The organism is Albibacillus kandeliae, assembly GCF_003116585.1.
GTDB classification, from domain to species: Bacteria; Pseudomonadota; Alphaproteobacteria; order Rhodobacterales; family Rhodobacteraceae; genus Albibacillus; species Albibacillus kandeliae.
The window spans coordinates 23741-36897 of the sequence record NZ_QEHM01000002.1 but is presented as its reverse complement, the minus strand read 5'-3'; the positions used below and the strand labels follow the sequence as shown (position 1 = coordinate 36897).

The 13157-nt window shown below is 65.0% G+C and carries 14 protein-coding genes; 5 read left to right on the top strand and 9 right to left on the bottom strand.

Annotated elements, in window-relative coordinates:
• Positions 1–4: 4 nt before the first annotated feature.
• Positions 5–496 carry a 30S ribosomal protein S9 gene (gene rpsI / locus DDT93_RS05405; RefSeq protein WP_109464797.1) on the top strand — a complete coding sequence of 164 codons (492 nt, stop codon included), beginning with the start codon at positions 5–7 and terminating at the stop codon, positions 494–496.
• 419 nt (positions 497–915) lie between these two features.
• Entirely contained in the window at positions 916–2025 is a 1110-nt protein-coding gene (locus tag DDT93_RS05400; RefSeq protein WP_109464796.1) for an ATP-binding protein, read from the top strand.
• Positions 2026–2031: 6 nt separating this feature from the next.
• Here the strand turns inward: DDT93_RS05400 and DDT93_RS05395 are convergent, their stop codons facing one another.
• Positions 2032–2766 carry a sulfotransferase family protein gene (locus DDT93_RS05395; RefSeq protein ID WP_109464795.1) on the bottom strand — a complete coding sequence of 245 codons (735 nt, stop codon included), beginning with the start codon at positions 2764–2766 and terminating at the stop codon, positions 2032–2034.
• Positions 2767–2953: 187 nt separating this feature from the next.
• Here DDT93_RS05395 and DDT93_RS05390 point away from each other — a divergent pair, with 187 nt between their 5' ends.
• On the top strand, positions 2954–3322 hold the full coding sequence (locus DDT93_RS05390) for a group I truncated hemoglobin (RefSeq protein WP_109464899.1): 369 nt from the start codon (positions 2954–2956) through the stop codon (positions 3320–3322).
• On the top strand, positions 3319–4386 hold the full coding sequence (locus tag DDT93_RS05385; protein ID WP_109464794.1) for an adenylate/guanylate cyclase domain-containing protein: 1068 nt from the start codon (positions 3319–3321) through the stop codon (positions 4384–4386). The genes DDT93_RS05390 and DDT93_RS05385 overlap by 4 nt, the downstream gene beginning before the upstream one ends.
• 69 nt (positions 4387–4455) lie before the next feature.
• On the opposite strand, the gene DDT93_RS05380 is transcribed toward DDT93_RS05385, so the two are convergent.
• The 3 genes from DDT93_RS05380 to DDT93_RS05370 form a co-directional block, all read right to left on the bottom strand.
• On the bottom strand, positions 4456–5073 hold the full coding sequence (locus DDT93_RS05380) for a TetR/AcrR family transcriptional regulator (protein WP_109464793.1): 618 nt from the start codon (positions 5071–5073) through the stop codon (positions 4456–4458).
• 7 nt (positions 5074–5080) lie between these two features.
• The gene (gene ppk2, locus DDT93_RS05375) at positions 5081–5950 is read right to left on the bottom strand and encodes a polyphosphate kinase 2 (protein WP_109464792.1); all 870 of its coding nucleotides are present in this window, start codon (positions 5948–5950) and stop codon (positions 5081–5083) included.
• Between the two features lie 109 nt (positions 5951–6059).
• Complete coding sequence (locus DDT93_RS05370; RefSeq protein WP_109464791.1) at positions 6060–6980, bottom strand: homoserine O-succinyltransferase; 921 nt, start codon at positions 6978–6980, stop codon at positions 6060–6062.
• Between the two features lie 146 nt (positions 6981–7126).
• On the opposite strand from DDT93_RS05370, the gene DDT93_RS05365 reads away from it, so the two are divergent.
• Entirely contained in the window at positions 7127–7708 is a 582-nt protein-coding gene (locus DDT93_RS05365) for a hypothetical protein (protein WP_109464790.1), read from the top strand.
• Positions 7709–7711: 3 nt separating this feature from the next.
• On the opposite strand, the gene DDT93_RS05360 is transcribed toward DDT93_RS05365, so the two are convergent.
• From DDT93_RS05360 to DDT93_RS05340, 5 genes are all read right to left on the bottom strand, one after another.
• Positions 7712–8575: an ATPase gene (locus tag DDT93_RS05360; protein ID WP_109464789.1), complete on the bottom strand. Its 864-nt coding sequence runs from the start codon at positions 8573–8575 to the stop codon at positions 7712–7714.
• A 27-nt stretch (positions 8576–8602) separates the two neighbouring features.
• On the bottom strand, positions 8603–9535 hold the full coding sequence (locus DDT93_RS05355; RefSeq protein WP_109464788.1) for a DMT family transporter: 933 nt from the start codon (positions 9533–9535) through the stop codon (positions 8603–8605).
• 27 nt (positions 9536–9562) lie between these two features.
• The gene (locus tag DDT93_RS05350; RefSeq protein ID WP_269800943.1) at positions 9563–10459 is read right to left on the bottom strand and encodes a DMT family transporter; all 897 of its coding nucleotides are present in this window, start codon (positions 10457–10459) and stop codon (positions 9563–9565) included.
• 290 nt (positions 10460–10749) lie between these two features.
• On the bottom strand, positions 10750–11868 hold the full coding sequence (gene gmd, locus DDT93_RS05345) for a GDP-mannose 4,6-dehydratase (RefSeq protein WP_109464787.1): 1119 nt from the start codon (positions 11866–11868) through the stop codon (positions 10750–10752).
• Between the two features lies 1 nt (position 11869).
• Positions 11870–13150, bottom strand: coding sequence for a WcaI family glycosyltransferase (locus DDT93_RS05340; protein ID WP_109464786.1), 1281 nt, complete (start codon positions 13148–13150; stop codon positions 11870–11872).
• Positions 13151–13157 lie beyond the last annotated feature (7 nt).

Below are 13157 nucleotides of genomic sequence, written 5' to 3'. Positions count from 1 at the left end.
ATGAATGGCTGACCAGATCAATTCCCTCGAAGATCTCAAGGACGTCGTTGCAGACAGCGGCTCCGCAACCGAGATCGACCTCGGCCCGCGCGAACCCGTTCGTGACGACCTCGGCCGTTCCTATGCCACCGGCAAGCGGAAGGACGCGGTTGCCCGCGTCTGGATCAAGCCGGGCTCGGGCAAGGTTGTCGTCAACGGCAAGCCGATCAACGAGTACTTTGCCCGTCCGGTGCTGCAGATGATCCTGCGCCAGCCGTTCACGGTTGCCGGCGTCGAAGATCAGTTCGACGTGAACGCCACCGTCAAGGGCGGCGGTCTCTCCGGCCAGGCCGGTGCGGTCAAGCACGGCATCTCCAAGGCGCTGCAGCTGTACGATCCGTCGCTGCGGTCGGCCCTGAAAGCTGCCGGCTTCCTGACCCGCGACAGCCGCGTCGTCGAGCGTAAGAAGTACGGCAAGGCCAAAGCGCGTAAGAGCTTCCAGTTCTCCAAGCGTTAATCGCCTTCCGACGGTGGCCCCTGGCCCCGTTGTGGACAGAAACAGCCCCGGTGCCGCCGGGGCTGTTTTTTTGTTTTGGGTCAATGCCTTGTTGCCAGAAGGGCGCAAGATGGGGCGCAATCCGAATGTGACGTAAGGTCATTGCTGTACGGCGCGGATTATTTACTTGATTTGTCAACTCATGGTTAATCAACGTGTCATTCATGCTGACCTATTTCGGCTGGGTGGCACCCGGATCGCGGCCAACGTCGACCGGTTTACTTGAGGCAACGATACCCCACCGGACAACGGTGGGAGAGCAGAAGAAAGGCAATGTCCCTCGCGCGCCCTGCGCCCCGCAGGAGCGGGTTCCCCGGATTGGGGCCCCCTCACGACTGCCGAATAAGGCACCGTGACGACACGGGACCGTATCAAAGACCATGTCGAGTAACAGCGAATCCGTCGAAGAAATTCTGGGGTACCAGAGCGCGATCCTGGACACCGTTGCGGACGGCATCGTCTGCATTGATGCCACGGGGGTCATTACCACCTTCAACAAGGCTGCCGAGGCAATCTTTGGCTATGACGCCGACGAGGTGGTGGGGCAGAAGATCAACATGCTGATGCCGATGTCGCACGCGCGGCACCATGACAGCTATCTCGCCAACTATGCCAGCAGCGGCAAGGCCAAGCTGATCGGGACGCGACCCGAGGTGGAGGGCAAGCGCAAGTCGGGCGAGATCTTTCCGATCGAGGTCGGGCTGACCGAGGCGAGCTATCAGGGCCGCAAGATCTTTGTGGGCGTGGTGCGCGACATCACCGAGCGCAAGCGGGTCGAGCGGCTGAAGTCCGAGTTCATTGCCGCCGTGAATCACGAGCTGCGCACGCCGCTGACCTCGATCGCGGGGCCTCTGGCCCTGATCCAGAGCGGCAAGCTGGGGCCGCTGAGCCCGGTGGCGCAGAAGTCTGCCGAGATCGCCATGCGCAACTGCAACCGCCTGACGGTGCTGATCAACGACCTGCTGGATTTCGAGCAGACGTCATCCGGAAAGGCCCAGTTCGATCTGCAGTCCTACGAAGTGCATGAGCTGGTCTCGCGCGCGGTGCAGGACAACGCGACCGAGGCAGAGGGGCGTGGCGTGATCCTGTCGGTGCTGCAGGAAACGGTCTACGACTGCATTCGCGTGGACCGCGCGCGGCTGTTGCAGGTGATCGGCAACCTGCTCTCCAACGCGCTGAAGTTCTCGGAGGCCGGTTCGGAGGTTTGGGTGGGCGCCGAGTGTTTCGAAGGCCGGATCCGCATCAGCGTGGCCGACCGGGGCATCGGGATCGCGCGCGAGCACCACGACCGCATCTTTCAACGCTTTACGCAGGTCGATTCCTCGGCGACGCGGCGGGCGGGCGGCACCGGACTGGGGCTGGCGATCAGCAAGCAGCTGACGGAACAGATGGGCGGCGAGATCGGTTTCGAGTCCGAGCTTGAGCGCGGATCGACCTTCTGGGTGATTTTCCCGGTGGCGCCGAGCGTGATGGCGGCGGCGGCGGAGTAAGCGCCCCTAGCTGGCGGTTTCGGCGGTCAGCGCGTCGTACCAGGTGCGGTCAGGTTCATACCCCAGGCCCTGGACGATATCGTGCAGCACCGGAAAGCGGGTGAACTGGTCGATGATCCGGGCGCGATGCTCGGGGTCGGCCCACTTGCGCTGACGGCCCTTGTCCAGTGTCCGCACCCCGTTCAGGGCGTGGGCGAAGGAGGCCGAAATGTCCTGCTGGTGGAAATCCTCGAAGCGGCCCGCGTAGGTCAGGCCGAGCTGCTTGCCCAGCATCGCCTGAACCCCGGCAGGGTCCTGCACGAGGTCTTCGTACTTGAGATAGAAAACGCCCTGCGGGAACAGCCCGGAGCGCGCGATCTCCATGATCGCCTTCTGGACCTGCAGGAATCCCGGCGCGGTAAAGGTCGGGGCGCCGTTGGTGGGCAGGAAATAGGCGTGATCGGCGGCATAGAAGTAGTCGTCGGGAACGCGGCGGTGACGGCTGGTCAGGATGTCGCGGGGATCGCGCAGGGTCACGATCAGGTCGACGGTCTTGCGGCCCTGCGCGGCCTTCAGGATCGCGGGAACATTGAAGATGTCGTAGGGCCGCTTGGTGCAGGTGTTGCCGTCAAGGTGGATGACTTTTGCGGCCGGAACCTCGAGATCGAAGAGCTGGAAATCCATCAGGGTGTGGCGCAGCATGTTGTAAAACAGCGTGCTGCCCGAGCGCCCCTGTCCGGCGATCAGCAAGTGCCTGTCCATCTGACGTCCTGCCCTTTAACCGAGAAGTCTTTTGATCTTGTTCACCTTAGACGTTAGCCCGCTGTTTTTGCAGGGGCAAGGCGTGGCGCCCCTTGAAGCGGGGCCCGGCACGGAATGCGTTGATTTCGTGAGCAAAGGTATCGTAGCGTAAAGGCGGGAGGACCCCGGGGTCAGATTGGAGGGGGCCGTGAGTAGGACGCTGTTCGAGAAGTACGGTGGCTTCAAGTCCATCAGTCGCATTGTTCTGACTTTCTACGAGATGGTGCTCGACTCCGAGCGCATCGGCGATCATTTCGAAAATGTCGACATGGCGCGGCTGATCGACCATCAGACCAAGTTCATCGCGTCGCTCATGGGCGGCCCGGCCTCGTTCAGCGATGAACGGCTGGAGCAGGTGCACCGCCACCTCGGAATCGACGACGGAGATTTCGACGAGGTCGAGGCGCTGTTGGCTGAGGCGCTGGAGGAACACGGCGTCAGCGCCGAGGATATCAGGGTGATCGGCGCGGTCATCGAGACCAAGCGCAGCCTAATCGTCGCGCGCAGGGCCGCATGAGCATCGCCGCCATAAACGAGCAGCTGCTCCGCTCCATCGGGGTGGGTGTGGCGCTTGCGCGGGTTTCGGACCTGACGGTTTCCTATCGCAACCCGGCCTTTGCGGAGTGGTTCGCCGAGCCGGGGCCGGAGGCGAGGCTGACGGACCTGATCCCGGACCTGAGCGCCGAGGACATTGCCGAGGCTGTGCAGGGCGGACGTTGCCACCGCGAGGTGAAGGTCAAGCCCAAGCGCCGGACGCTGGTCATCGCGGTCACGCTGTCGGTGGCGAGCGGCGGGAGCGAGGATCTGCTGGTCGTCGAGTGCCAGAACATCACCCGCATCCGCGAGCTGGAGGGGATGATCGACAGCTATTCCTCGATGGTGGAGCGCAATACGCGGGAGCTGGAGCGCGAGAAGGAGCGGGTCGAACGGCTGCTTCTGAACCTCATGCCGCGCTCGGTCTACGAGGAGTTCAAGACCTTTGGCGTGGTGACGCCGCAGCTGTACCCAAGTGTCTCGGTCCTGATGCTGGATTTCGTGGACTTCACCAGTTTCGCGACACGCACCGACCCGACCGTGACGCTCGGCGAGCTGAACGACATCTTTACCGCCTTTGACCGGATCACCGAGCAATATGGCTGCGAGCGCATCAAGACCATCGGTGACGCCTACCTCGCGGTCTGCGGTATGCCCGAACCGGCGCCGGATCATGCGACGGCGGTGGCCCATTGCGCCATCCGCTTCCTGCGCTACCTCGAGCGCCGCAACCAGAGCCACCAGCACAAGTGGCAGGCGCGGATCGGTCTGGGGACGGGGGCGGCGGTGGGGTCGGTCGTGGGGATCCAGAAGTATGTCTACGATGTCTTCGGCCCGGCGGTGAACATGGCCTCGCGGCTGCAGGTGTTTGCGAACCCGATGAAGATCGTGGCGCCGGAGGAGATGAAGTTCGACCTGATCGACGAGTTCCAGATCGCCGATCTCGGGCCGCATGACATCAAGGGCCTCGGGCAGATGAACCTGATCAATGTCGGGTCGAAGCTGACACCTGCGGGCGCGGGTGTGCCGCGGCCTTCCCGGTTTTGATTTATCTGGAAATCTGCGTTGGATCGGCAGTTTAGATTGCGAACTTCATCTGAAAGATGAGCGCGGAGCCTATTTGTCTGGCGCGATGAGGCCCAGCCCGCGAAGGTAGACGCCGATCCCGCTCTCGAGCAGTTCGTCGGCCGGGAACGGGCTTTGTGTGCCTGGAGAATTGCGCAGGAACAGCTCGACGACCCCGTGGCTCATGGCCCAGACGTGGGCGGTGAACATCGACGCGGGCGGCCGTTTCTCGGGCGGGATGTGCTTGCCGAGATCACTTGCGGCGCGCTCCAGCGCGTTCCACGCCCGCTGGCGTACAGCCGCGAGTTCGGGGCTGTGGTTGACCGAGATGCCGCTCTCGAACATGGCGATGTAGTGGCCGGGGTACTTGCGGGCAAAGGCGAGATAGGCGCGGCCGGTGGCCTCGAAAGCCGCCAGCGCCGAGGGCTGTTCCTTGTCATAGGCGTATTGCATCAGGTCGGCGAAGATCTCGTAGCCTTGCCGCGCGGCTTCGGCGATCAGGTCCTCGCGGCCCTCGAAATGGCGGTAGACGGCTGCGGGGGTCACGCCCGCCAGCTTGGCCGCCTCGGACAGCGTAAAGCCGGTAGGGCCCTTGTCCTCGATCAGTTCGAGGGCAGCGTCGACCAGCGCCTGGCGCAGGTTGCCGTGATGATATCCGCGTTTGCCCATACGTCGGTCAGGCGTCCCAGAGATCGGGGCCGCCGCAGATCTCCTCGTCGATCTTGCCGATCGCGCGCTTGTCCTTGCCCTTGTAGTCGATGCCGTGGAGCACGGTGCGGATGGCGTTCAGGCGCGCGCGCTTCTTGTCGTCCGATTTGAGGATGGTCCAGGGCGAGACATCGCTGTGGGTCCGGGAGAGCGTCTCCTGGATGGTCTCGCTGTAGTCGTCCCACCGCTTGAGCCCGTCGATGTCGATCTGGCTGAGCTTCCACTGTTTCAGCGGATCCTTCTCGCGGTCCATGAACCGGCGGAGCTGTTCGGCGCGGCCCACGTTCAGCCAGAACTTGAACAGCTTGATCCCGTCATCGACCAGCGCCCGTTCGAGCGGCAGGACCTGCCGGAAGAAGCGCTCGCGCTCTTCGTCGGTGCAGAAGCCGAAGACCTTTTCGACCACGCCGCGGTTGTACCAGCTGCGATCGAAGAAGACGATGTGACCGGCGGAGGGCAGGTGTGCGATGTAGCGCTGGAAGTACCACTGCGTCTGCTCGGCGTCCGAAGGCTTGGACAGGGCAACGACCCGCGCGCCGCGAGGGTTCAGGTTCTCGCGGAAGCGCTTGATGGTGCCGCCTTTGCCGGCGGCGTCGCGGCCCTCGAAGATGATCAGGATGCGCTCGCCGGTCTCGCCGATGGCGTTCTGCATCTTGGCCAGTTCGATCTGGAGTGAATTCAGGTCCTTGTCGTAGGACTTGGTCTTCATTTCCTCGGAATGGGGATAGGAAGGACTGAGGATGTCATCCTTGTCCGCCCGCTGGATCGCGCGACGGATCTCGTCGGGCGCTTCCTTTTCAAAGAACCGCGTGATCGCACCGTCGAAAGGCAGGTCCATGGCCGAGTCCCTCATCTGTGTCGTGCCGGACAATATGGGATGTTAACAGGCTTAACGCAAACGCGGCGCGTGCGGCAGGGGGATAATTCCGCCTGCCGCGCACCCTGTTTCAGCGCCCGATCGCGTCCATGTCAAAGGGCGTGGTCTGGTAGATCTGGTTGATCCAGTTGCCATAGAGCAGGTGGGCATGGCTGCGCCACCGGTTCAGCGGCTGCCGCTTGGGATCGTTCTCGGGGTAGTAGTTCGCCGGAACCTCGATGGGGGCACCGTTGGCCACATCGCGGTCATACTCCTCCTTGAGCGTGGTGGAGTCGTATTCGAGGTGGTTGACGATGTAGAGCGCGCGGTGCGCCGGATCGTCGATCAGGCAGGGCCCGGTCTCATCCGAGATCAGCAGGGTTTGCAGCCCGGCTTTCTCGATGTCGTCCTGGCGCAGCTCGGTCCAGCGGCTGACCGGCATCATCGGGTCGTCGGAGAACCCGCGCAGGTAGGGCGAGGCGGGCGCAAGGTTTCTCTGGCGGAAGCAGCCGAAGGCCTTTTCGTCCAGCATGTGCTTGGGCACGCCGTTCAGATACCAGGCCATCGCCATGCCGCCCCAGCAGACGCCGAAGGTGGAGTGCACGTTGGTCTGGGTCCAGTCCATGACGCGGCAGAGCTCTTCCCAATAGGTCACGTCCTCGAACGCGAGGTGCTCGATGGGGGCGCCGGTGATGATCAGGCCGTCGAACTTCTCGCCCGTGGCATCGACCTCGCTGAAGGGGCGATAGAAGGCCTCCATGTGCTCGGCGGCGGTGTTCTTGGTCTGATGCTCGCTCATCCGGATGAGGCTCAGCTCGATCTGCAGCGGCGTGGCGCCGATCAGCCGGGCGAACTGGTTCTCGGTCTGGATCTTCTTGGGCATCAGGTTGAGCAATCCGATCCTCAGCGGGCGGATGTCCTGACGTGCGGCCATGTCGTCCGACATCACCATGACGCCCTCGCGGGTCAGTACGTCGTAGGCGGGAAGGTCGGCAGGGATCTTGATGGGCATGGTCGCATTCCAATTCGGTGAGTGCGGTAGATAGACCCGCCGGGTCACAATGCCAAGACAATGCCGGCTTGCGCCAGCCGAAAGCGCTGGCATTTCGGGACGGGCCACCTGATACTTTGTCGAATTTTCCGAATGACCAAAGCATCATGAAACCTTTCCTGACCCTTCTGTTCCTGCTGATCGCCACACCTGCGCTGGCGCAGGACGACGACCCGATGGCCATGCAGCGCTGTATCTGGCGCTGCCTCGCGGATTCCTCCGGGGCCAGCGATCCGCGCTATCACCAGTGTGTCGAGCAGTGGTGCTCGGGGATCGAGGAGACCACCGGACAGCAGTCGCAGCAGCAGCCGGCGCCGCCGGGCCAGTGGGGTGCCGGGATCGCGACCGATGGCTTCAGCCGCTACGCGGGGCTGCAGGCGGCGGACGGGAGCGGGCGGGGTTTCTACTACATGTGCACGCCGCAGGGGCAGAGCTATCTTGCCATCTTCGGCACCGGGACGGCGGCGGGCGGCTATGCCTTTCAGGTGGATGGGCTGGAGTACCAGCTGGGGTTCGACCGCAGCCGGGGCGAGCTGACGCTGCAGATCCCGCCGCGCGCGCCGTTCCTCGATACGCTGATGCAGGGGCGGGTGCTGACGATCCTCGGGCCGGACCGCGCGCTGCTGATGCAACTGCCCCTGTCGGGCGCGTACGGGGCCATCACCAATACCGTCTACGCCTGTTTCTGAGCCTCAGGCCCGGTGCGCCTCGATGGCGTCCGCAATCAGGTCGATGAACCCGGCCTCGTCGCGGACGGCGGCGACCGCGTCGGCGGTGACCGTGATGCCCCAGTTCGCCATCGCCTCGTAGCGGGGCTGGCGGTGGGCCAGCGCCTTGGCATAGGTCCAGCGAATGAAGGTATCGGGATCCACCTGGGTCTCGGTCTTGCCGGTCTCGGCGAGGTAGGCCTCCCAGGCCCAGGTCAGGAACTCGGGCTGGTAGGCCATCGGCTTGGGCGCCTTGTCGAAGCGGCGGATCAGTTCCTGGGTATGGGCGTCGTCGCCCTTGATCCAGACCATCAGCGTGTGCTTGTCCAACTCGCTCATCACCGGGTCCTTGGGATCCTCGGGGTCGACCCATTCGCAGATCGAGCCGCCGGTGTCGCAGATGAAGTGCGGATAGCCATAGAGCCGCTCGGCCCGGTCGATGAAGTAGTGGGTGTCGAGCAGGGCGTAGATCTCGGCCTGCCGGAACTGGTCCTGCCGGCGGCGGTATTCGTGCATCGCGAGGCCGCCCTTGGCCGGGTCGCCGGGCTTGCCGAGGTAGGCGGAGACGGGGGTCAGGTTCTCGAAGGTGAGGTTGGAGCCGATGTAGATCGAATCCGTCAGCAGCAGGTCACGCAGGAAGGGCACCTTCATCGCCTCGGCCTTGGCGTTGTCGGCGATGTATTCGCCCATGTAGCGGGTGCCGATGCGGTAGTCGATCGAGTAGTGGAACCAGCTGCCTTCCTCGCGGAGCATGTTCGACACGTAGGTCTTGCCCAGGCCCGACATGCCAAAGAACAAAACCCGTTTGCGAGGCGCCGCGCGCCAGTCTTCGGCCGATGAGTACAGCATAGTCCGCCCTGTCTGTTTGGCGCCTTGCTAATCGGCGGCGGAGGCGGGGTCAATCACGCGCTTGCGCGGCAGGCGCAGGGTTCCGTTCAGGATCAGCAGGCCGACTGCCAGCAGGGCAAATCCGGCAAAGGCGCGCAGCGGCAGGGCCTCGCCCAGAACCACGGCGCCGAGCACGATGGCGACGGGCGGCACGAGCAGGGTCACCAGCATCAGGTTGCCGCTGCCCGCCATCGAGAGGACCCGGTAGTAGAGCAGGAAGGCGGCGGCCGTGCCGAAGACCGAGTAGTAGGCGATGGCGGCCCATGTGGTCGGGCTCAGATCGAGGCTCGGCACGCCGTCGAGGCCAAGGGTCAGCGGGATCAGGACCAGCGTGGCCGCGCCGAGCATGCCGGCCGCCGCGACCTCGGGGCGGAGGTGGCTCAGGCGGGCGCGGGCCCAGCTTCCGGCGAGGGCATAGCAGAGCGTGGCACCGAGCACGGCGAGCTGTCCGGTGGAGCGGGGATCGAACTGGCGGAAGGCGTCGAGCCCCAGCGCGACGGTGACCCCGAGGAACCCAATGGCGACCCCGGTGAGCTTGCGTGCGGTCAGGCGCTCGTCGGCGAAGACCATCGAGGCGACGATGACCCCGAAGACCGCCGTCGTAGCATTGAGGATCGAGGCGAGGCCGGATTCGATGTGCAGCTGGCCCCATGTGAGCAGGAAGAAGGGCGCGACGTTGTTCAGCACCCCCATGACAAGGAAGGCGGCCCATGTCCCCGGGTCGCGCGGCAGCGGCAGGCGGCGCAGCAGGACCACCGCCCAGAGGACCAGCGCGGCCCAGCCGCAGCGGTGCAGAACCACGGTGACGACTGGGACCTCGACGAGGGCCAGTTTGGTGCTGAGGAAGGAACCGCCCCAGATGCCGGCCAGTAGCATCAGTTCGGCCCAGGCGCGGCGGGAGAGGGATTTTTGGGTGCTCATGCTTTTCCCTAGCCGCCGGCCGCCCCGTCAGGCGACCCGGTTCCTGCGGGTTTCGTTCAGGATGTTGGCGTAGTTGGCGCCAAAGATGATCGCCGCGCCGACAAGGACCCAGATGTCGAGCGGCTCGGAGTAGAGCAGCATCCCGACTATGGCGATGGTGGGCAGGCGCGCAAAGTCGAAGGGCATGACGACCGAGGCCGGAGCGAGGGAGAGCGCATTGGTGATGCAGAAGTGCGCCAGCAGGCCGCCGATGGCGATGACGATGACATGGGGCAGCATCGGGCCGGGCAGGGCGAAATCGCCGTCATAACCCGCGATGACCGCGCCCATGATCAGTTGCAGCAGCGTCAGCCAGAACATGATGCCGCCGATGGTCTCGGTGCGGGTGAGCTTCTTGGTCAGCATCATGGTGAAGGCAAAGCAGATCGCGGCGGTCGCGGCGGTGATCACGCCCGGGCCGATGGTGTCGGGGCTGGGCCGTGCCACGATGAGGATGCCGATGAAGCCGAGGAGGGCGCAGAGGCCCCGCACCCGGGTCAGCCGCTCGCCGAGGATCAGGGGCGAGAGCACCAGCACCCAGAGGGGCGAGGTGAATTCGAGCGCAAAGACCTGAGCCAGCGGCGCCACCGCCACGGCGTAGAGCCAGAGGTTCTGACCGGCGAAATGCGCGGCGTTGCGGAAGATATGGGTGCGCAGGTGGGTCAGCCGCACCACGCTCCACTTGCGGGTCGCGGTCAGGACCGCGCAGACGATGACGCAGCCGATCAGGCTGCGGTAGGTCATGATCTCGAAGGTGTCGAGCGTGCCTGCGGCCTCGCGCCCCGCAACGGCCATGGAGGAGAAGGACACGACCGCCCCGATCATCCAGAGCGCCGCGCGCAGGGTCGGCGTGTTGGCCGGGGTGCTGTCTGTCGTGCTGGTCACCGTAGGTCTCCTCCCTGGCCCATTCGGCCACACGGACCGGGACGGTGCAGTGGCCCCCGAGTCTCGCCGGGGCGATCGGAAGGGCAAGGGCAGGGGAAGTCAAGGGGGAGGGGCGGTTGAACGCCCGTGGCGGTCCCGCCGGGCGGCGCGTGTGTCCGGCCAGCCGAAGGGGCGTTGCGCGGCCCGTTGTTCCGGGTCGCGCAAGCCCTTGGGGACGCCATGAGTGGTGGCCTTGTCGTGTCTTGGCGACGGAGACCGCGCGAGGGGCGCGCGCTCTCGTCTTTGCGTCTCTACCCTTCGAGCGCGACGGGCAGATCCAGCCCGTGTTCCTTGAGCAGGGCGTATCGCTTTGCCACCCGGAGGTCTTCGGCGACCATTTCGGCGCACATCTCCTGAGCGGTGATTTCCGGGGTCCATCCGAGCCGTGCCTTGGCCTTGGCCGGGTTGCCCAGCAGCGTTTCGACCTCGGCGGGGCGGAAGTAGCGGGGGTCGATGCGCATGATGACATCGCCGCGCTTGAGCTCCGGGGCCTTGTCGCCCCAGACCGACGCGACGGTCGCGATCTCGTCGATGCCTTCGCCGGAGAACTCGATGGCGATCCCCAGTTCCTTGGCGGTCCAGGTGATGAACTCGCGCACGGAGTACTGGACGCCAGTGGCGATGACGAAATCCTCGGCATGGTCCTGCTGGAGCATCATCCACTGCATGCGGACATAGTCCTTGGCGTGGCCCCAGTCGCGCAGGGAGTCGATGTTGCCCATGAAGAGGCAGGGTTCGAGCCCCTGGGCGATGTTGGCGAGGCCCCGGGTGATCTTGCGGGTCACGAAGGTTTCGCCCCGGCGCGGGCTCTCGTGGTTGAAGAGGATGCCGTTGCAGGCGTACATGCCGTAGGCCTCGCGGTAGTTTACCGTGATCCAGTAGGCGTACATCTTGGCCACGGCATAGGGCGAGCGCGGGTGGAACGGGGTCGTCTCGGTCTGCGGGGTTTCCTGCACGAGGCCGTAGAGTTCCGAGGTCGAGGCCTGGTAGAAGCGGGTCTTCTTCTCCATGCCGAGGAAGCGGACCGCTTCGAGCAGGCGCAGCGCGCCCATCGCGTCGACGTCCGCCGTGTACTCCGGCGCCTCGAAGGAGACCGCCACGTGGGACTGGGCGCCGAGGTTGTAGATCTCGTCGGGCTGCACTTCCTGAATGATGCGGGTCAGGTTCGAACTGTCCGACAGGTCGCCGTAGTGCAGCTTGAGCTGGGCATGGTTGGAATGCGGATCCTCGTAGATGTGATCGATCCGCTGGGTGTTGAAGGAGGAGGCGCGCCGCTTGATGCCGTGAACCTCGTAGCCCTTCTCCAGCAGGAATTCCGCCAGGTAGGAGCCGTCCTGTCCGGTGATACCGGTGATCAGTGCCTTTTTCATCCTACTCACTCACTTCCTTGTTCATGGTTCCCATGCGCCAGGCCGGCAGCACGGCGTCGCCCGTCATCCGGTTCATTTCCGAGGCGAAGCGGCTGAGAATGCGGTCTCCGTCCCAGCGTTCGAAGGCGCGCACGCGCGCCTCGCGGCCAAGGTCCGTGCGCAGGTCCGGATCATCGACCAGAGCTTCGATAGCCGTGGCCAGCGCCTTGGTGTCGCCGGGCGCAACCACCCGGCCGCAGCCCCTGACCTCGTCGGCGAGGGCGGTGCCGCTTTCGGCAGTGGCGATCACCGGGCGGCCCGAGGCCAGCATGTTGGTCAGCTTGGAGGGCAGCACGAGATCGGCGGCCCCGGCGATCTGGGGCAGGAGGTGTACGTCGGCGGCCCCGAGCAGGGCCGAGAGTTTTTCGACCGGTTGCAGCGGGAAGAAGCGGATGTTCGGCAGGTCCGCCGACATTTCGCGGAGCGGCTGGGCGAGGGGGCCGTCGCCGCAGATGGCGATGGTGAGGTCTGGCCGGTGGGCGAGATTGCGGGCGACTTTGGGCAGGATCTCGAGGCCCTGCTTGTGCGCGAGGTTGCCGGAATAGAGCGCCATGAGCGGCGTCGTGATCCCCAGTTCCTCGCGCATGCCGGAGTCTTTGGGCATGGGGGTGATGCGGTTCAGATCGGCCCAGTTGCGCAGTTCGTAGGCCCGGTCCTCGGGCACGCCCTTTTCTCGCAGCTTGCGCAGCATGGGGGCCGAGATCGCGCTGACCCGGTCGAAGCGGCGCAGGATCCAGCGCTCGAACTTCTCGGCGGCGCGGCCGATCAGGCTCTTCTTCTTCAGGAGACCGGTGGCGAAAGCGGCCTCGACCTCGAAATCCTGAATGTGGAGCCAGCACTTGGCCCCGGTCAGTCGCGCCACGAGCCAGCCGATCGGGGCCGAGAGCATCGAGGGGGCGGCGACGAAGACGGTGTCGGGGCTGTAGCGGATGCCGTACCACAGCATGCAGGGCGCGGCGGTTGCGGCGAAGCTGATGTAATGGAGGATGCGCTTGACCCCGGTCGGGCGCGCGGGAACGTACAGGGGGCAATAGATAACGCGGGGGCCGCCATCGGTCCGGACCGACCGATAGCCGAACCGGGGCCAGCCGTCAAAAATCTTCCAGCCGGGATAGGAGGGGACCGCGGTGACGACGGAGACGTCGTGGCCTTGCTCGGCCATCGCCTCGGCCATGCCGGTCGTGTAGACGGCGGTGCCGATCATCTCTGGTGCATAGTTGATTCCGAGTACGAGTAGTTTCACGTCGGTT

Coding starts and splice junctions, on each gene's coding strand:
- DDT93_RS05355 (WP_109464788.1), bottom strand. CDS start 9,535: ATGAGCACCCAAAAATCCCTCTCCCGCCGCGCCTGGGCCGAACTGATG.
- DDT93_RS05400 (WP_109464796.1), top strand. CDS start 916: ATGTCGAGTAACAGCGAATCCGTCGAAGAAATTCTGGGGTACCAGAGC.
- rpsI (WP_109464797.1), top strand. CDS start 5: ATGGCTGACCAGATCAATTCCCTCGAAGATCTCAAGGACGTCGTTGCA.
- ppk2 (WP_109464792.1), bottom strand. CDS start 5,950: ATGGACCTGCCTTTCGACGGTGCGATCACGCGGTTCTTTGAAAAGGAA.
- DDT93_RS05370 (WP_109464791.1), bottom strand. CDS start 6,980: ATGCCCATCAAGATCCCTGCCGACCTTCCCGCCTACGACGTACTGACC.
- DDT93_RS05360 (WP_109464789.1), bottom strand. CDS start 8,575: ATGCTGTACTCATCGGCCGAAGACTGGCGCGCGGCGCCTCGCAAACGG.
- gmd (WP_109464787.1), bottom strand. CDS start 11,868: ATGAAAAAGGCACTGATCACCGGTATCACCGGACAGGACGGCTCCTAC.
- DDT93_RS05385 (WP_109464794.1), top strand. CDS start 3,319: ATGAGCATCGCCGCCATAAACGAGCAGCTGCTCCGCTCCATCGGGGTG.
- DDT93_RS05395 (WP_109464795.1), bottom strand. CDS start 2,766: ATGGACAGGCACTTGCTGATCGCCGGACAGGGGCGCTCGGGCAGCACG.
- DDT93_RS05365 (WP_109464790.1), top strand. CDS start 7,127: ATGAAACCTTTCCTGACCCTTCTGTTCCTGCTGATCGCCACACCTGCG.
- DDT93_RS05380 (WP_109464793.1), bottom strand. CDS start 5,073: ATGGGCAAACGCGGATATCATCACGGCAACCTGCGCCAGGCGCTGGTC.